Below are 19,015 nucleotides of genomic sequence, written 5' to 3'. Positions count from 1 at the left end.
AGCGTCTCGTGTCCCTTGTCGGGAACCGACGCTTGGTACCTATATAGAAAGCCTCTTGTGTGTCATTAGTTCCCGCCAGGAACGATAGCCGCAGTCAACGCGTTAGTCTCGACTATCCTATTCCTCCGCCTCATAAAAATGAATGCCGCCGTCTCATGGTGGCCTGCAAACTGCGTGCCGAATGGATCTTTTAGCTGAAGCCAGAACCAAGGGCGTCCAGTCCGAATTCGTCGATGCCCTGGGCAAGCTGCGGGTCACCGCGCCCGATGCCCTCACATCGATCCTCAAGGCTCTGCCGGAGAAGCGCGCCTACCGCTTCGTCAGCGGTGCTGTCGTGGTCCGCACCGGCAGACAGCCACGCACCGACCTCAGCGAGGCTGCCAAGCTTCCGCTGCGTTGGTCCATTGCCAACGGCACCGTGCCAGTCGCGCAGGGCGAGGCGCGCGAGCGCGCCATTGTCTGGCCCGACAACCTGCCGTCGGGCTACCACCGGCTGAAACTCGTCGATGCGTCCGGGGCAGTAGAAGAGGCGCCGCTGATCGTGGCGCCCGAGCGCGCTTTCACCGGCGATTTCGACCGCGGCTGGCTGCTCGCGGTGCAGCTCTACAGCGTCCGTTCCGCGCGCAACTGGGGTATCGGCGATTTCACGGACCTTGCCGCTCTCGTTGTGCTTGCCAAGGAGCTCGGCGCAGATGGCGTCGGCCTCAACCCGCTGCATGTGCTGTTCGACGACCGGCCGTCCGACTGTAGCCCCTATTCGCCGAACAGCCGGCTGTTTCTCAATCCGCTCTACGTCGACGTCGAGAAGATTCCGGAGTTTGCGCTCCACCTGCTGCCGGAGGCGGGCGCGACCGCGGCATCCCTGCGCGAAGGCGACCGCGTCCGATATCGCGAGGCGGGGCCTCTGAAATGGCGCGGCCTGCGCGCCGCGTTCGATGCGTTCAAGGCCGAGGCCGGCCTCGGGCGCCGAGAGGCATTCGATGCCTTCCGCCTCGAGCGGGGTCCGCTGTTGTCGCGCTTTGCCTGTTTCGAGGTGCTGCGCCATCGCTACAAGGGACGACCGTGGTGGGAATGGCCGTCAGAGTGGCAGCGGCCGGACGAGACGAAATGCACGGAGCTGCGCGCAGGCCCCGATCACGACGAGATCGAGTTCGTCGAGTTCGTGCAATGGACGGCCGATCTGCAGTTGGCTGCGGCCAAGGAGCTCGCGGGCCGGCTCGGCATGAAGGTCGGGCTCTACCTCGATGTTGCCGTCGGCGTGCAGTCCGACGGATTCGATGCCTGGAACGAGCAGGGCGCGATCTCCCGCCATCTCGCGGTCGGTGCACCGCCCGATGTACTGAACACGGTGGGCCAGGATTGGGGCCTCGCCGGCTTCAATGCCGGTGGCCTGGAGGCGCAATCGTTCGTGCCGTTCGCTGACATGCTGGCCGCCTCGATGCGCCATGCCGGCGCGATCAGGCTCGATCACGTGCTCGGGCTGAAACGGCTCTACCTCGTGCCGCGCGGCTTCAGGCCGGACAATGGCGCCTATGTGCAGATGCCGTTCGAGGCGCTGCTGGCGGCAGTTGCGCGTGAGAGCGCCGCTCACAAATGTATCGTGATCGGCGAGGACCTCGGCACGGTGCCGGAAGGATTTCGCGAGACCATGCAGGATTGGGGCATCTGGTCCTATCTCGTGATGATGTTCGAGCGAGATGACGCCGGGCGTTTCCGCAATCTCGATCATTACCGGTCCAACGCGCTCGTCACGTTGAACACGCATGATCTGTGTACCTATGCCGGCTGGCGCTCGTTCAGCGATCTCAAGATGAAGCTCTCGCTCGGGCTCGATCCCGGCGAGAACGAGGAGGCACGCTGGTACGCCCTCGGCATGCTCGACGAGATCCTGCGCTTCAATTCCATTCAGGCCAATGATCTCTATTCGGTGCTGGCCTTCCTGTCCCGGACGCCCTCCCGCCTTCTGGCGGTGTCGCTCGAGGATCTCCTGGGCGTGGTCGACCAGCCGAACATCCCCGGCACGATCGACGAGCACCCCAACTGGCGCCAGCGGCTGCCGGTCGCGCTTGACAAGATCGCGTCGAGCATCGATCGCGCCGCACTGAAAGCAGCAACGCGGGAGCGCTCGCACAGTTAGCGTATGATCCGGAAAAGTGTGAAGCAGTTTTCCGAAAAGATCATGCTCAAACAATAACCTAAAGCGCGATGATCGCGCTTTGGAGTCCAGCCACGACAATTTCAGGTGGGTTACAAGGAATTGTCACAGAAGATCGAAGACTATGCGCTGATCGGAGATTGCGAGACCGCGGCCCTCGTCGGCCGCGACGGCTCGATCGACTGGCTGTGCTGGCCGGCCTTCGATTCCGACGCCTGCTTTGCAGCAATCCTCGGCACCAGAAGGAACGGCCGCTGGCAGATTGCGCCGAGCGAAGCGGTCACGGCTTGCTCCCGCCGTTATCTCGCCAACACGCTGATCCTCGAGACCCGTTTCGAGACGGACGGCGGTTCCGTCGCCTTGATCGATTTCATGCCGCCGCGCGGCAAGGCGTCCGACATCGTGCGGCTGGTGCGCGGCCTGAAGGGCCGCGTCAAGCTCAGGATGGAGCTCATCATCCGCTTCGGCTTCGGCGTCGACATTCCCTGGGTCAGGCGAACCGAGGATCGCTCCGCCGTGCTTGCGATCTGCGGCCAGGACATGACGGTGCTCCGCACACCCGTCGAAACCCGCGGCGAGGATCTGACCACCGTCGCCGAGTTCGAGGTCGCCGGCGGCGAGACCATCCCCTTCGTGCTGACCTATGGCCCGTCGCATCTTGATCCGCCCGAGGCAATTGACCCCGAACGCGCATTCGCGGAGACGGAAGCCTTCTGGAAGGACTGGTGCAGCCGATCAAATCGCGACGGCGAATATCACGATCTAATCATACGCTCGCTGATCACGTTGAAGGCCCTGACCTTTGCCCCGACCGGCGGCATCGTCGCAGCGCCAACCACCTCGCTGCCCGAGAAGCTCGGCGGCGCCAGAAACTGGGACTACCGCTTCTGCTGGCTGCGCGATGCCACCTTCACGCTGCTCGCGCTGATGAACTCCGGCTATACCGAGGAGGCATCGGCTTGGCATAGTTGGCTGCTGCGCGCGGCCGCCGGCGCGCCGGACCGCATGCAGATCATGTACGGAATCTGGGGCCAGCGGCGGCTGCTCGAATGGGAGGCCGAATGGCTCGACGGCTATGAGGGCGCGAAGCCGGTTCGCGTCGGCAATGCCGCCCACGCGCAATTGCAGCTCGACGTCTATGGCGAGCTGATCGACGCGTTCCACCAGTCGCGCATGGCGAAACTGAAGCTCGACGACGAGAGTTGGGCGTTGGAATGTGCCGTGCTGAAACACCTCGCCGAGGTCTGGGATCAGCCCGACAACGGCATCTGGGAGCGCCGCGGCCAGGCCAAGCACTATGTCTTCTCGAAGGTGATGACCTGGGTTGCCTTCGACCGCGGTATCAAGAGCGCCGAGACCTTCGGCTTCAAGGCGCCGCTGCTGCATTGGCGTACCTTGCGCGATGCCATCCAACGCGACGTCTGTGAGAGAGGCTTCGATGCAGAGGCCAACGCTTTCGTCGAGTCCTATCGCTCGAAGGTCCTGGATGCCAGCGTACTGTTGCTGCCCGCGGTCGGCTTTCTTCCGGCAAACGACCCGCGCGTGCGCGGCACAATCGCGGCGGTCGAACAGCACTTGATGCGCGACGGCTTCGTGCTGCGGCATGATCCGCGTGAGGTGTCCGAGGAGACGCAGCCGATCGAAGGGGCGTTCCTCGCCTGCAGCCTGTGGCTGGCGGATGCTCATGTGCTTGCCGGCGACCTCGACAAGGCGCAGGTGTTGTTCGATCGCGTGGTCGGCATCGCCAATGATGTCGGGCTGCTGGCCGAGGAATACGATTCAGTGGCGCGGCGTCAGACCGGCAATTTTCCGCAGGCGCTGACCCATATCGCGCTGATCAACACGGCCCATAATTTGTCCGCTGCCAGGACCCGCAGCGAGAAGCCCGCCGTGCAGCGGTCGCAGTGACGGAACTTCAGGCCGCAGTGCTTGTCGTGCCGGATGCCTGTGGCGCGAGATCCGGGCACAGCACGAGCTTGCCCTCCAGGCCACCGGCTTCGAGGCGTCGGTGCGCATGAGCAACTTCATCGAGCGATATCCGCGCGGCGATGCGCGGCTGGATGGCGCCACTGGCAAGCAGAGCGAACAGGCGCTTAAGGTCTTCGGTGAACCATTCAGGATGTTGCAGCCGCATCGCGTTGATCGAGTAGAAAAAAGCCGACCTGCCGCCAGGCAACCACCTCCAGAGATAAAGTCGCGCGATCCACATCAGCATGGTGAGCATCCGTCGCCGATCCTGCGCGCCCGCCGAGTAGCCATAGGCGCAGAGCAGACCGCCACGCTTGAGTGCCGAAAATGACCGGCGATAGCCATCCTCCCCGATGCCATCGAACACGACGTCAAATCCACCTGGCAAGACGCGCGTGAAATCTTCGCGCTGATAATCAAGCGGCGTAGCCCCGAGCTCACGGATCAGCGCAGCGTGCCTTCCATGAGCTCCGCCCCATAGCTGAAGTCCAGCCATGCTACCGAGTACGAGAAGCGCCTGTCCGACCGCTCCGGCAGCACCATGCACCAGCACACGCTGCCCCGGCTGCACCCGCCCAGCGCGGTGCAGGAGCTGATATGCCGTCATCCAGCTGAGGATCAGCGCGGCCGCTTGCGCCGAATCAACGCCCATCGGCACGTGGGTCAAGTGACGCGCCTGGAGCGTGCGATAGGCCGCATTCGATCCGAGCACCGTCATGTCGGCCACACGGTCACCAAGCTGAAATCCGCTCACGCGATCGCCGAGCTGATCGATTTCTCCAATAACATCGTAGCCCATTACCAGGGGTGGCCGACGGGAGGCAGTTTGCGGGTAGAGGTGCCGTCGGATCAGAGTATCGGTGTACTCGAGCCCCGAGGCGAGCACACGGATCCGTACCTCGCCCGTACCGGCCGTCGGCAGCGGAGCGTCGACGACTTCCAGCTCCTCAGGTCCGCCAAAGCGACGAAGTTGAACTACGCGGTTGCGCGCTTCGATCACACGCCGATCCCCGCAATCTCAGATTCGAGAAGTGCATCACGAGTGTTGCAATTGGATGGTCTGACACCACCAAGTCTGTTGCAAAGAATCAGCTCGAAATCGGGCCTTGTAATTGATGCAGATCAATTCGGCGCGTGGCCCATGCCAGCCGCCCGGTCGTCCATTGTCTGCTTCTCGGCAGCAGAGCGGACATCCCAGAAATGTTGCTAACGATGAGCAAGCGCCTTAGTCGATCCCGTTGCGCTTCAGGATCATCTCGATGGCGCCGGCAAAGCCTTCCTGCTCGTTGCTCGTCGTGACGTAAGTTGCCTGCTGCTTGACATTGTCCGCTGCATTGCCCATCGCGATCGACAGGCCGCTGACGCGAAACATCGCAAGGTCGTTCTGCATGTCGCCGATAGTCGCGACCGCATCGGTCGAGATGCCGAGCCGTCGCGCCATCGACTGGACGAAGGTGCCCTTGTTGCAGCCGGGCGGGGTGACGTCGAGATAGTAGGTCTGCGAGCGAATCGCCTCGGCTTCAGTCCCCAGCGCTTCCTGCATCACTTTTTCGCAGGCCTCCAGATGCGGCGCGTCGGCGCTGGCGCCGACGATCTTGCATGCGCTCGAAAGATAGGACGTGAAATCGCTGACGATGGTCGGATCGGCGCGGATCGTGTGCTGCTCGTGACCGACGTACTTCCCATCCGGATTGCGGATCAGCCACTTGTCCGACGTGAACAGCCAGATATCGACGCCGAACTCGTCGAGGATCTTGATGCTGCGCTCGGCGGCTGAGGCGGGGATCAGATGCTGCTCGACCGGCATCATCTGCGGATCGACGATAGAGGAGCCGTTGAAGGCACCGATCGGCAGCGAGAGCGCCAACGGCTCGATCAGGAAGCGCATGCCGATGCTGGGGCGGCTGGAGGTGATGGTGAAGCCGATCCCGGCATCACGCAGTCGCTGCACCGCGGCCCTGGCGCGCTCGGTGAGCGTCTTGTCCTTGGTCACCAGGGTGCCGTCGACGTCGGAGACCACAAGTGAGATGGGGGTCATGACATGGCCTTGTGCTTCTCGCTGCCGAATCTCAACTGCCGCAACACGCCATCTACGATCGCCTCGACGGTCTCGTCGATCGAGACTGTGATCACGTGTTCGCTCGCTTCCGGCGGCTCCAACGTTGTGAACTGGCTGGTCAGCAGCCCGGGTGGCATGAAGTGGCCCTTGCGGAGGGCGAGGCGGTCGGCGATCAGCTCCTGGCTGCCCTTCAGGAAGACGAAGCGGACGTCATCACGTCCACGCAAGAGCACGTCGCGATAAGTGTGCTTCAGCGCAGAGCAGGCGATGATGACGTGCTCGCCAGCCTTGCAGGCACGCGCGATCTCGTCGGCGATGGCGTTGAGCCAGGGCCAGCGGTCCTCGTCGGTGAGCGGCTGGCCGGCGCTCATCTTCGCGACATTGCTCGGCGGATGGAAACTGTCGCCGTCCTCGAAGCGCCAGCCGAGCCGCTCACCCAGTGCTTCCGCAACCGTGCTCTTGCCCGAGCCCGACACACCCATCACGATCAATGCACAAGGTGCTTCACTGCCCGCCACGAATCCCCTCCGGGAGCGCGGCCTGGTCGACCAGCCAGACGGTCTCACCATTCGAGCGCGCGCGTACGGCCGGCAGGTTCTCGCCATTGAGGAGCCGCGTCAAGATCGCTTGCTTGTCGGACCCGGCAATCTCGAACAGCATTTCGTGGCATGATGCCAGAGCGGGCAGGGTGAGCGAGACCCGCGGCACGAAAGGCGCGACATTGGCCTTGGGTACGCCGACGACCCAGCGCTCTGTCTCCTCGACCGCGGGATAGCCGGGAAACAGCGAAGCGGTGTGGCCGTCCGGTCCCGCGCCCATCAGGACCAGGTCGAACAGTGGGCGCGACGGATCGAGCTGGTCCCCACCATAGAAGGATTGGAGCTCGTGCTGATAGGCCTCGGCGCTCTGATTAGGATTCTCGGTCGCGGTGGGGATCGGGTGGACATGGCCGGACGGTGCGCTGCGATCGAGGAGGATCGTGCGCGCTACCGTCATGTTGCTGAGGGGATCACCGTCCGGCACGAACCGCTCGTCGCCGATGAACCAGTGCACGCGCTCCCAGGGAATCTTGTCTCGCCAAGCCTCGCTGGCGAGCAATTGATAGAGCTTCTTCGGGCTCGATCCGCCGGTGAGGCAGATCGCAATGCGGCCCGGGTTGGCCGCAATGCGCGCCATCACGCGTTCGGCCGCGGCCCGCGCCAGCGCATCGGCGTCGGCTTCGACGATCAGTTTCGGCTGGTCGGCCGCAGCCATCACGAATATTTCCGCCAGCTGCGCCCATCGCGCCGGAGTAGCTCGTCGGCGCAGGAGGGGCCATCACTGCCGGCACGATAAGTCTCGATGCCGTTGGTGCCCGCCTTCTTCCAGGCATCGAGGAACGGCTGCACGGCTTGCCACCCGGCTTCGACGCCGTCGGCGCGCTGGAACAGGATGTTGTCACCGATCATGCAGTCGTAGATCAGCGTCTCGTAGCCGGTGCTCGGATCGGCCTTGAAATAGTCGCCGTAGCGAAACTTCATCTCGACACCGTCGATCGTGACGCTCGGTCCCGGAATCTTCGCATTGAACTGCAACTCGATGGTCTCGGTCGGCGCAATACCGATGGTCAGGAAATTCTGCGACAGGCGATCGACCGTGGTGCCGCTGAACATCGACAGCGGCGCCTGCTTGAACTTGATCGCAACCTCGGTGCGCTTGTGAGCCAGCGCCTTGCCGGTACGCAGATAGAAGGGCACGCCGGCCCAGCGCCAGTTGTCGATCAGGAGCTTTAGCGCCACGTAGGTCTCGGTCGTGCTCCCGGACTTGACGTCCTCGGTCTTGCGATAGTCCGGGATATCGGAATCGCCGACGCGGCCTGCCAGATATTGCGCGCGCACCGAACTCTTCAGCGCTTCCTCTTCGCTCGGTTGCTGGATCGCGGAAAGAACCTCGGCCTTTTCGGAGCGGACGGAGTGCGCATCGAAACGGCTCGGCGGCTCCATCGCGACCAGCGACATCAGCTGAAACAGATGGTTCGGCACCATGTCGCGGAGTGCGCCGGTGGCGTCGTAGAAGCCGCCGCGATGACCGACGCCGAGCCGTTCCTCCACCGTGATCTGGATGTGGTCGATATGGTTGCGATTCCAGATCGGCTCGAACATGCCGTTGGCAAAGCGCAACACCAGGATGTTCTGCACCGTCTCCTTGCCGAGATAGTGATCGATCCGATAGATCTGGTGCTCCTCCATGATCTTCAGGAGCTCGGCATTCAGCGCGCGGGCCGAGGCAAGGTCGGTGCCAAATGGCTTCTCGACCACGAGCCGCCGCCAGGCGCCGTTGTTCTCCTTCATCAGTCCGGTGCGGCCGAGCTCGCGCGCGGTCGGTGCAAACGCCGCCGGCGGGGTCGCCAGATAGAACAGCCGGTTGCCGCCGGTGCCGCGGGAGCATTCGAGCGCGTCCAGATGCTCGTGTAGTTTATCGAAGGACGCTGGATCCTTCGTATCGGCCTCGACAAAGGTCACGCATTGCAGGAGTTGCCGGGCGACGACGTCGTCCACCGGACGGGTGGCATGCTCGCGCAGGCCCTTCAACAGGCCGTCGCGCAGCTCGTCATTCGACATGCCCTTGCGCGCGACGCCCACCACGCAGAATTTCTCCGGCAGCAGGTTCTCGGCGGCGAGATTGTAGAGCGATGGGATCACCAGGCGATGGGTGAGATCGCCGGTGACGCCGAAGATGACGAAGGCGCAATTTTCGGGCTTGCGTTTGGGCTGCGGGTCTTTTGTCACGAATGGCGGGCCTTCAGGCTTTGGGCTTGGGTGCGCCCGGTTGTTTCGGCTCCTTGTGCCCCCCGAATCCGGCACGCATGGCGGAGAGGATTTTCTCCGCAAAGGTATGCTCCTTGCGTGACCGGAAGCGGGCAAACAGCGCCGCGGTCAGCACTTCGGCCGGCACCGCCTCGTCGATCGCCGCATTCACGGTCCAGCGCCCTTCGCCGGAATCCTCCACGAACCCCGAATATTCCGCCAGCGCCGGGCTGTCGGCGAGAGCGGTCGAAGTCAGGTCGAGCAGCCAGGACGGGATCACGCTGCCGCGCCGCCAGACCTCGGCAATGTCGGCGAGATCGAAATCGAAACGATGATCCGCCGGCAGCGCCTCGATGTCAGCATTCTTGAGGATGTCAAAACCCTCGGCATAGGCCTGCATCAGGCCGTACTCGATGCCATTGTGGATCATCTTGACGAAATGACCGGCGCCGACCGGGCCGGCGTGGATGTAGCCCTGCTCGATGCGGGGATCGCGGCCCTCGCGTCCGGGCGTACGCGGGATCTCGCCCGCGCCCGGCGCAAGCGTGCCGAAGATCGGATCGAGCCGGTCGACGACGGCTTTGTCGCCACCGATCATCATGCAATAGCCGCGGTCGAGCCCCCAGACGCCGCCGGAGGTGCCGACGTCGACATAGTGGATGCCACGCTCCTTCAGCGCTTTGCCGCGGCGGACGTCGTCCTGCCAGAAGGTGTTGCCGCCGTCGATGATGACGTCACCGGCTTGCATCAGCTTTGCGAGCGTCTCGATCGTCGTCTCGGTGATGCGGCCGGCGGGCAGCATCACCCAGGCGGTGCGCGGCTTGTCGAGCTTGGCGACGAACTCTTCCAGCGTGCTCGCGCCTTGCGCGCCGTCCGCCGCAAGGTCGGCGACGGCCTTGGCGTCCTTGTCATAGACCACGGCCGAATGGCCATTCCGCATCAGCCGGCGGACAATGTTGCCGCCCATCCGGCCGAGGCCGATCATGCCGAGCTGCATTGACCTATCCTCTTTCAGTTCAACGCTTGGGAGAGCGCGGCGTTCAGCGCGGCAAGGCCTTTCTTCAGCCCGCCCTTCAGGTGCACGCGGAGCGCGCGTCGTCCGCGCTCGGTGAGAACATCGAAGTCGCCGCGCGCCTGCGCCGCCTTGATGACGCCAAAGCTCGCCTTCTGGCCCGGCACCGGAAGGTCCTCGGCGTCGTCGGTCGTGATTTGCAGGAACACGCCGCTGTCGGGCCCGCCCTTGTAGGCCTGTCCGGTCGAATGCAGGAAGCGCGGACCGAATTCAGCGGCGGTGGCGACACGGCGCTTTTCGAGCACCTCCGTCCGCATCGCCTGCAAGGCTTCGATCGTGGCCTTGTCGCGCGCGATGTAGCCGAGCAGGGCGACATAGTCGCCTTGCCGGGAGCGGTCGAGATGCGCTCTCAGCCAGGAGGTGAGGTCGCCGTTCGCGCCGGCGGCACGGAGCGCTGCGGCATTGGCGTCGTCGGTGTAGAGATCGGCGTCCGCGGTGCTGACGACCGGCTCCTCCGGCGGCAGCGCGCCGGTCTTCTCGAACGCGGCGGTGAGCTCGCGGGTCTTGATCTTGGCTGCTTCCACGTCGGGCTGGTCGAACGGGTTGATGCCGAGGATGGAGCCCGCGACCGCCGTCGCCATCTCGAAGCGGAAGAACTCCTGGCCGAGATGGTCGACCGACTTCATGAGGATGCGCACCACGGGATGGCCGGCCTTCTCGAGCGCGGAGAGCATCCCGTCATGGACGGCATCTGCTTCACCCTCGGTGCGGATGTCGATGAAGAAGCGGTCGTCTCCATAGACTGAATGATCGACCAGCGGCTCGCCGTCGATCGGGATCAGGCCCTTGCCTTCCTTGCCGGTCGATTCGGCGATGAGCTGCTCGGCCCAGGCGCCGAAATCGGCGATCTTCTTCGAGGCGTAGATCGTCACCTTGTCGCGGCCTTCCAGGCCTGCAAGGCCCATCGCGAGGCCGAGCTGCACGCCGGGATTCTCTTGCGGCGGCACGTCCGGTCCGCATGAGCGAGCCATCGCGAGCGCGTGCCCGATGAAGCTCTTGACGTCTATGCCAGCGGTCGCGGCGGGCACGAGGCCGAACGGCGAAAGCACCGAATAGCGTCCGCCGATGGAGGGTTCGCCGTGGAAGATGCGGGCATAGCTGAGCTTCTTGGCAGCCTTTTCCAGCGAGGAACCGGGATCGGTGACCGCGATGAAGCGGTGGCCGGTCTTCACCGACGGCCCGACCGCCTTGGCGACGCGGTCATAGAAATAATCCTTCATCGCGTTCGGCTCGGTGGTGCCGCCGGATTTGCTGGAGACGATGAAGACGGTGTTGGCGATGTCGATCTTGGCTTCCATCGCCCGTACCTGCGCCGGGTCGGTCGAGTCGAGCACGTGCAGCTTGGGGAAGCCGGCTCTTCTCGCGAACGTCTCGGCCAGAACTTCCGGACCGAGACTCGATCCGCCCATCCCGAGCACGACTGCGTCGGAAAAATGCTGGCCCTTCACCCGGTTCGCATAGTCGGCGTAGTCGGCGACATCGGCCTTCGCCGCGCTGTCGAGCCAGCCGAGCCATTTGTTCTCGTCCGTGCCGGTCCAGACCGACTTGTCGCGCTGCCAGAGCCTGCGGATTTTCGCCGACGCCCGCCAGTCTTCGGTGCTCTTGGTCACGGCCTTGCCGAGCCCCTCGCCCAGCACAAGCTGCTGGCGGTTGATCGCCGTCCCTAGCACGGTGGCGCGCTTATGGGCGACCGCGCCATAGAGCTTGTCGGCGGCGTCGGCAAACAGCTTCACGCCGTCCCTGACGAGCTCCTCGGTGATCTCGTCAAGAGAGATGCCGGAGCGCTCGAGCTCCTCCAGCACGTGGGCGGCCTCCTCGACATTCTCCTCCAGGCTGTCGCGCAGCTTGCCGTGGTCGCGGAACGCATCGAGCGTCGCCGGCGGCACGGTGTTGATGGTGTTCGGGCCGATCAACTCCTCTACATAAAGGACGTCGCTATAATCCTTGTTCTTGGTGCCGGTGGAAGCCCACAGCATCCGCTGCGGCTTCGCACCCTTGGCGGCGAGCTTGTCCCAGCGTGGCCCGGAGAACAGGCGCTTGTAGTCCTGGTAGGCGACCTTTGCATTTGCGATCGCGACCTTGCCCTTGAGCGCCGCGAGACGCTCTTTTTCGCTGGGATCGTTGGCGCGGGCGATCTTGTCGTCGAGCTGCTTGTCGACCACGGTGTCGATGCGGCTGACGAAGAAGCTTGCGACGCTTGCCACATGCGACGGATCGCCGCCGCCAGCCACGTATTTCTCAAGGCCCGCAAGATAGGCCTCGGCGACCTCCAGATAGACCTCCTTGGAGAACAACAGGGTGATGTTGACGCTGATGCCTTCGCCGATGAGCTGTTCGATGGCCGGCAGGCCCTCCGGCGTCGCCGGCACCTTGATCATCAAGTTTTTGCGATCGACATCCTTCCAGAGCCGCCGGGCTTCGGCGACCGTCCCTTTGGTGTCCATGGCCAGATAGGGTGACACCTCCAGGCTGACGAAGCCGTCCTGGCCCTTCAGGTGGTTATAGACCGGGCGCAGCACGTCGGCGGCGTTCTGGATGTCCTCGACTGCGAGCTGCTCGAAGAGGTCGGCGACCGGACGGTCGCCGCGCTTCAGCGCCTTGCCGATCGGGGCGTCATATTCGTCCGAGCTGCCGATCGCCTTTTCGAAGATCGACGGGTTGGAGGTGACGCCCTTGACGCCGTCGGTCTCGATCAGCCGCTTCAGGTCGCCTTCGGCGATGAAGCCGCGGGCCAGGAAATCCAGCCAGACGGCCTGTCCGTGCTTTTCCAGTTCTTTGACGGGATTCATGATCACTCTTTTCTCCGAGCCGGTGGCAGGCGAGGGGTTCCCGCGCCGGTCCTGACGCGCTATGGTGTGTTACCATGGCCTTGGGAGGGAACCAATCAAGGGTATGTGCGTCGTACTCTCGGCATAACTCCGTTGAGAGCGTAGCGATCCAGTTGATCGGGCGCGTCGTTGCGCGAAAGTCGTTGGCCGCCAAGTTTATCGGCCTGAGACCGTAGCGTAGCGTCAGCCTTGGCTGAGCGGAGTTTCGTGTCGCTGGCTCAAGCATTTGCCCGTGCGGCGGGTTGCCTCAGTTCATTCATGAACTGCCGTGCTGGCGGATAAGCATGCACGCAAATTTTGACGACCTTGCGATTGCCGTCACGCCGCGTCCATCTGCCTTTCCTGCCGATCTCGACGTGTCCAACGATCTCGATGTCGGTCATAGCTTTTCCCGCCTCGCAGAGCCGATTGTGCTGGGGTTTGTCATGCCCCTTTTCAGCGCCGCGCTTGCCTTCGAGTTGTGCGGCGGCCTTGGCGCCTGTGAGCGGGCGGCGGGCCGCGCGGGTGTTCTGCTGTTCGGGCTCGTCATCTGCCGACTGATCTGGATGTCGCTGGCCGAGCGGTGCGCGACCGTCAGCCACCACCGCATCCGCGATCTGCGTGCCGGCGATGAATTCCTGCTCTGGGACTCGATCGAAGACGTTTCGGTGCGTGAAAGCTACGGATGCAAAACCGTTATGCTGACGCCGGCGCTGCGGCGGCAACTTCGCAGCGTCAGGAGCAGAGGCGCGATCTCGCCGCGGAATGACACGGATTTCAGCGTCATCGCTCCGGCCGGGCCGGCGACGGACTTCGCGACGCTGCTGCGAGCCTGCCTGGCTTGCCACGACGCGAGCAAGCTGCGCGCCGCATTGCAGCAGAAGAGCCATCACGACGTTCAAGGCTTCGCCGTCAAAGCGTCATAAGTTTGCCGTCGGCGGGGCAGCTATGTTGCGCTGCCGGATGGACCAATCCCCGGTAACGCCCGGATGTTGCCGCGGGGCGACATTTGCTGGAAATTAGCACGTACGGGTATAGATTCGCATAAATAACAGGCAAGTGCCTGTTCGTAACTCACCCGGTGCCTACGTAGTGCGTTGCGCCAACAAGGTGCTCGGGTGTCCAATGATCGTCATGTGCTCACGCTGATTCGAGACGGGCGCTGAGGAACGGTCCGGTAACTGCTTTCGTTTCAGCTTGAGTGGCGGAAATCACGCGGAGAGGGATCATGTACAACGATTCTTTGTTCAACGCTTTCGCTCGGTCGTTCGAGGCGAGAAGCCAGCACGACATGTCGATGGCGGAATATCTGGAATCGTGTCGAAGCGATCCCATGAAGTACGCGAATTCAGCCGAGCGACTACTAGCTGCGATCGGTGAACCCCAGACGATTGACACGGCCAAGGACCCACGCCTTGGCCGTATCTTTTTGAACCGCACGATCCGCACCTATCCGGCCTTCGCCGGCTTCTACGGCATGGAGGAAACGATCGAGCGCATCGTTGGTTTCTTCCGTCACGCCGCGCAAGGGCTCGAAGAACGCAAGCAGATCCTCTATCTGCTCGGCCCGGTCGGCGGCGGCAAATCATCGCTCGCCGAGCGGCTCAAGTCGTTGATGGAGGTGCAGCCCATCTACGTGCTGAAGGCTGGCGATGAACTGAGCCCGGTGTTCGAAAGCCCGCTCAGCCTGTTCGATCCCGAGCAGCTCGGACCGATGCTGGAAGAGAAGTACGGCATTCCGCGCCGGCGTCTCACCGGTCTCATGAGCCCGTGGTGCTACAAGCGGCTGGAGGCCTTCGGCGGCGACATCTCGCAATTCCGCGTCGCCAAGATCCAGCCGTCGCGGCTGCGCCAGATCGCGATCGCCAAGACCGAGCCCGGCGACGAGAACAATCAGGACATCTCCTCGTTGGTCGGCAAGGTCGATATCCGCAAGCTCGAGACCTATGCGCAGAACGACCCGGATGCGTACAGCTATTCCGGCGGTCTCAACCGCGCCAACCAGGGCATCCTCGAGTTCGTCGAGATGTTCAAGGCGCCGATCAAGATGCTGCACCCGCTGCTCACTGCGACGCAGGAGGGCAACTATATCGGCACCGAGAACATCGGTGCGATCCCCTTCACCGGCATCATCCTCGCGCACTCGAACGAGGCCGAGTGGGCGAGCTTCAAGTCCAACAAAAACAACGAAGCCTTCATCGACCGCATCTGCGTGATCAAGGTGCCTTACGTCCTGCGGTACACCGAAGAGCAGAAGATATACGAAAAGCTGATCCAGGGCTCAGAGCTCGCCTCGGCACCTTGCGCGCCTGCGACGCTGGAGACGATGGCGCGGTTCTCGGTGATGTCACGTCTGCGCAAGCACGAAAATTCCACGCTGTTTGCCAAGATGCGGGTGTACGATGGGGAAAGCCTGAAGGAATCAGATCCCAAGGCGCGCAGCGTTCAGGAATACCGTGATGCCGCCGGTGTCGATGAGGGCATGGACGGCGTTTCCACTCGCTTCGCCTTCAAGATCCTGGCCGCGACCTTCAACCACGATCCGCAGGAGGTCGCTGCCGATACCGTGCATCTGATGTACGCGCTGGAACAGGCGATCCGCCGCGAGCAGCTTCCCGAAGAGACCGAGAAACGCTACCTGGAGTTCATCAAGGCCGAGCTTGCGCCGCGTTATGCCGAGTTCATCGGTAACGAGATCCAGAAGGCCTATCTCGAATCCTACTCGGACTACGGCCAAAACCTGTTCGATCGCTACGTGGACTATGCCGATGCCTGGATCGAGGATCAGGACTTCAAGGATCCCGATACGGGACAGCTCCTGGATCGCGAACTCTTGAACCAGGAGTTGACCAAGATCGAGAAGCCGGCCGGCATCGCCAACCCGAAGGACTTCCGGAACGAGGTGGTCAAATTCTCGTTACGGGCCAGGGCTCAGAATAGCGGCAAGAATCCGAACTGGACCTCTTACGAGAAGATTCGCGACGTGATCGAAAAGCGGATATTCTCTCAGGTCGAGGACCTGCTTCCGGTGATCTCGTTCGGTTCGAAGAAGGACGGCGAGACCGAGAAGAAGCACGGCGAGTTTGTCGCACGCATGGTGGAGCGCGGCTACACCGAGCGTCAGGTTCGCCGGCTTGTCGAATGGTACATGCGTGTGAAGCAGGCCGGTTGAGGCGGATGAGACAGTGGCCCACATTATTGACAGGCGCCTGAACCCGGGCGGCAAGAGTCTTGAGAACCGCCAGCGGTTCTTGCGTCGGGCCAAATCCCTGGTGCAGGGCGCCGTCAAGAAGACCTCGCAGGAACGCGATATCAAGGACGTCCTGGAAGGGGGGGAGGTCACGATCCCCCTCGACGGGATGCACGAGCCGCGCTTCCGCCGCGAGGGTGGCACGCGCGACATGGTGTTGCCGGGGAACAAGAAGTTCATCGAGGGCGACTATCTGCAGCGTTCGGGGCAGGGCGGCGCCAAGGACTCCGGTCCCGGTCAAGGTGACAGCGAGGATGCCTTTCGCTTCGTCTTGAGCCGCGACGAGTTCGTCGATCTCTTCCTCGACGATCTCGAGCTTCCCGACCTCGCCAAGCGCAAGATCACCCAGACCGAGAGTGAGGGCATCCAGCGCGCCGGCTACACCACGTCTGGCTCACCTGCGAACATCTCCGTCAACCGGACCGTCCAGCTCGCGCTCGCCCGCCGTATCGCGTTGCGCCGTCCGCGCAAGAGCGAGATCGATGAGCTGGAAGCAAGGATCGCCGAATGCGCCGACGAGGACGAGCGCGCGGCGCTCCTCACTGAGCTCGAGAGGCTGAAGGCGAAATCCAAGCGCATCCCCTTCATCGATCCGCTCGACATCCGCTACCGCCGCTTCGAGACGGTGCCGAAGCCTGTGGCGCGGGCGGTGATGTTCTGCCTGATGGACGTCTCCGGCTCGATGTCCGAGCACATGAAGGATCTCGCCAAGCGTTTCTACATGCTGCTCTACGTCTTCCTGAAGCGCCGCTACAAGCACGTCGAGATCGTCTTCATCCGCCACACTGACCGCGCGGAGGAGGTGGACGAGCAGACCTTCTTCTATGGTCCGGCCTCGGGCGGCACGCTGGTGTCGAGCGCGCTCCAGGCGATGCATGAGATCGTGCGCGAGCGCTTCAATCCGTCGGACTGGAACATCTACGCAGCCCAGGCCTCCGACGGTGACAACTCCTATTCCGACGGCGAGCTCGCCGGCATGCTCCTGACCGAGAAGATCCTGCCGGTCTGCCAGTTCTTCGCCTATCTCGAGGTCGGGGAGTCCGGTGGCAGCGCGTTCGATCTCTCCGACTCCTCGCTCTGGACGCTTTATGACCGCCTGCGCAACAGCGGCGCGCCGCTGTCGATGCGCAAGGTCAGTGAGCGCAGCGAGATCTTCCCGGTGTTCCACGACCTGTTCCAACGCCGCGAAAATCAGGAGAAGGCCGCTCCATGACGGACAAGACCGGGCGATTGTTCGAGGGCGCGGATTGGGACTTCCACACCTTGCAGCGTATCCACGATGCCTGCGAGGATGTGGCGAAGAAGGAGCTCGGCCTTGACGTCTATCCGAACCAGATCGAGGTGATCACCGCCGAACAGATGCTGGACGCGTATTCCTCCGTCGGCATGCCGCTGTTCTACAAGCACTGGTCGTTCGGCAAGCACTTCGCCTTCCACGAGGCCTCCTACCGCAAGGGCCTGATGGGCCTCGCCTACGAGATCGTCATCAACTCTTCGCCATGCATCTCCTATTTGATGGAGGAGAACACGGCGACGATGCAGACGCTGGTGATTGCGCATGCTGCGTTCGGCCACAACCACTTCTTCAAGAACAACTATCTGTTCAAGCAGTGGACCGATGCCGACGGCATCCTGGACTATCTCGACTTCGCCAAGACCTACGTCTCGCAATGCGAGGCGCGTTATGGCCGCGTCGAGGTCGAGCGCACGCTCGACGCGGCGCATGCGCTGATGTCGCACGGCATCGACCGGTATCCCGGCAAAAAGAATATCGATCTGCGGGCTGAGGAAAAGCGCGCCGGCCGCCGCCGTCAGCACGAGGAGGAGGTCTTCAACGACCTCTGGCGCACCGTGCCCAAGGGGGCGGCCAAGAGCCGGTCGGTGCTGAGCATCGAGCGTCGCCGCAAGCTGCTCGGTTTACCGCAGGAGAATCTGCTCTACTTCCTGGAAAAGAGCGCGCCGCGGCTGGCGCCCTGGCAGCGTGAATTGCTGCGCATCGTCCGCCACATCGCGCAGTATTTCTACCCGCAGAGCCAGACCAAGGTGATGAACGAGGGGACAGCGACCTACGTCCACTATCGCATCATGTCGACCCTGCATAAGCAGGGCCGCATCACCGACGGCAACTTCCTCGAATTCCTCCAGTCACACACCAACGTGGTGTTCCAGCCCGAGTTCGACGATCCGCGCTTCTCCGGCTTCAATCCCTATGCGCTCGGTTTTGCGATGATGCAGGATATCGAGCGGATTGCGACCAATCCGGAAGCTGAGGACCGAGAGTGGTTCCCGGACATTGCCGGCAAGGGCGACGCCATCGGCGTGCTGCGCGACGTCTGGGCGAATTACCGCGACGAGAGCTTCATCGGGCAGTTCCTCAGCCCCAGGCTGATGCGGCACCTGCGCATGTTCCATCTCCACGACGACCCCGAGGAGCGCGCCGGCATTCGGGTCGACGCCATCCATGACGAGCGCGGCTTCCGTCGCGTCCGCCGCGAGCTGGCGCGGCAGCACGATGTCGGCTTCATCGATGCCAATATCGAGGTGGTCGACGTCGATCTCGCCGGCGATCGTCGGCTGATCCTGCATCACCACGTCATCAAGGGTTCGCAGCTCAGCGAGACCGACGCCAAGCGCGTGCTCCAGCATCTGGCCGATCTCTGGACCTACGACGTGTCGTTGATAGAGGTGGATGCCAACGACAAGGTTTTGCGGGAGTACGTCGTGAGCCCGCGGCCGATCCCCGCAGCGGCGTAACGCTCACGCGTGAAGCGTGCCCCGCGATGGAGTCCGGCAAGCCGCATCCCCATTTTCGCCGTCATGCCCCGGCTTGACCGGGAAATCCAGTACGCCGCGGCTTCTCGATTGAGAGACGCCGTCTCTGGAATGCTGGATCGCCCCGTCAAGCCGGGCGATGACAG

Annotated in this window: 13 protein-coding genes; 6 read left to right on the top strand and 7 right to left on the bottom strand. The window is 63.2% G+C overall.

All coding sequences use genetic code 11. From position 1 onward, the window contains the following. Positions 1 to 181 precede the first annotated feature (181 nt). Together malQ and SO180_RS22820 are read left to right on the top strand one after the other, a co-directional pair. Positions 182 to 2,137, top strand: a complete 1,956-nt coding sequence (gene malQ / locus SO180_RS22825; RefSeq protein WP_449381080.1) for a 4-alpha-glucanotransferase — start codon at positions 182 to 184, stop codon at positions 2,135 to 2,137. 120 nt (positions 2,138 to 2,257) lie between these two features. Next, entirely contained in the window at positions 2,258 to 4,063 is a 1,806-nt protein-coding gene (locus SO180_RS22820; protein WP_449381111.1) for a glycoside hydrolase family 15 protein, read from the top strand. Positions 4,064 to 4,070: 7 nt separating this feature from the next. Here the strand turns inward: SO180_RS22820 and SO180_RS22815 are convergent, their stop codons facing one another. From SO180_RS22815 to SO180_RS22785, 7 genes are all read right to left on the bottom strand, one after another. Then, positions 4,071 to 5,123 carry a medium chain dehydrogenase/reductase family protein gene (locus SO180_RS22815; protein ID WP_449381079.1) on the bottom strand — a complete coding sequence of 351 codons (1,053 nt, stop codon included), beginning with the start codon at positions 5,121 to 5,123 and terminating at the stop codon, positions 4,071 to 4,073. 225 nt (positions 5,124 to 5,348) lie between these two features. Further along, positions 5,349 to 6,161: an HAD family hydrolase gene (locus SO180_RS22810; RefSeq protein ID WP_449381078.1), complete on the bottom strand. Its 813-nt coding sequence runs from the start codon at positions 6,159 to 6,161 to the stop codon at positions 5,349 to 5,351. After that, the gene (locus tag SO180_RS22805; protein ID WP_449381077.1) at positions 6,158 to 6,700 is read right to left on the bottom strand and encodes a gluconokinase; all 543 of its coding nucleotides are present in this window, start codon (positions 6,698 to 6,700) and stop codon (positions 6,158 to 6,160) included. Before SO180_RS22805 ends, SO180_RS22810 begins: the two co-directional genes overlap by 4 nt. Further along, complete coding sequence (gene pgl, locus SO180_RS22800; RefSeq protein ID WP_449381076.1) at positions 6,687 to 7,436, bottom strand: 6-phosphogluconolactonase; 750 nt, start codon at positions 7,434 to 7,436, stop codon at positions 6,687 to 6,689. The genes SO180_RS22805 and pgl overlap by 14 nt, the downstream gene beginning before the upstream one ends. Next, complete coding sequence (zwf, locus tag SO180_RS22795; RefSeq protein WP_449381075.1) at positions 7,436 to 8,950, bottom strand: glucose-6-phosphate dehydrogenase; 1,515 nt, start codon at positions 8,948 to 8,950, stop codon at positions 7,436 to 7,438. Before zwf ends, pgl begins: the two co-directional genes overlap by 1 nt. Positions 8,951 to 8,963: 13 nt before the next feature. After that, positions 8,964 to 9,965 carry a phosphogluconate dehydrogenase (NAD(+)-dependent, decarboxylating) gene (gene gnd / locus SO180_RS22790; RefSeq protein ID WP_449381074.1) on the bottom strand — a complete coding sequence of 334 codons (1,002 nt, stop codon included), beginning with the start codon at positions 9,963 to 9,965 and terminating at the stop codon, positions 8,964 to 8,966. A 14-nt stretch (positions 9,966 to 9,979) separates the two neighbouring features. Beyond that, positions 9,980 to 12,829, bottom strand: coding sequence for a bifunctional transaldolase/phosoglucose isomerase (locus SO180_RS22785; protein WP_449381073.1), 2,850 nt, complete (start codon positions 12,827 to 12,829; stop codon positions 9,980 to 9,982). Between the two features lie 281 nt (positions 12,830 to 13,110). Between SO180_RS22785 and SO180_RS22780 the strand changes: the two genes are divergently transcribed. The 4 genes from SO180_RS22780 (at position 13,111) to SO180_RS22765 (ending at position 18,851) form a co-directional block, all read left to right on the top strand. After that, positions 13,111 to 13,773, top strand: coding sequence for a hypothetical protein (locus SO180_RS22780; protein WP_449381072.1), 663 nt, complete (start codon positions 13,111 to 13,113; stop codon positions 13,771 to 13,773). Between the two features lie 302 nt (positions 13,774 to 14,075). Then, a complete protein-coding gene (locus tag SO180_RS22775) occupies positions 14,076 to 16,019 on the top strand; it encodes a PrkA family serine protein kinase (RefSeq protein ID WP_449381071.1) in 1,944 nt (647 codons plus the stop codon). A 13-nt stretch (positions 16,020 to 16,032) separates the two neighbouring features. Further along, the gene (locus SO180_RS22770; protein WP_449381070.1) at positions 16,033 to 17,310 is read left to right on the top strand and encodes a YeaH/YhbH family protein; all 1,278 of its coding nucleotides are present in this window, start codon (positions 16,033 to 16,035) and stop codon (positions 17,308 to 17,310) included. Then, entirely contained in the window at positions 17,307 to 18,851 is a 1,545-nt protein-coding gene (locus SO180_RS22765) for a SpoVR family protein (RefSeq protein ID WP_449381069.1), read from the top strand. Before SO180_RS22770 ends, SO180_RS22765 begins: the two co-directional genes overlap by 4 nt. The last annotated feature ends 164 nt before the right edge of the window (positions 18,852 to 19,015 follow it).

It is taken from the genome of Bradyrhizobium sp. UFLA05-112, from assembly GCF_053572325.1.
The sequence above is the reverse complement of the archived record's forward strand: the minus strand, read 5'-3'. Positions and strand labels throughout refer to the sequence as shown.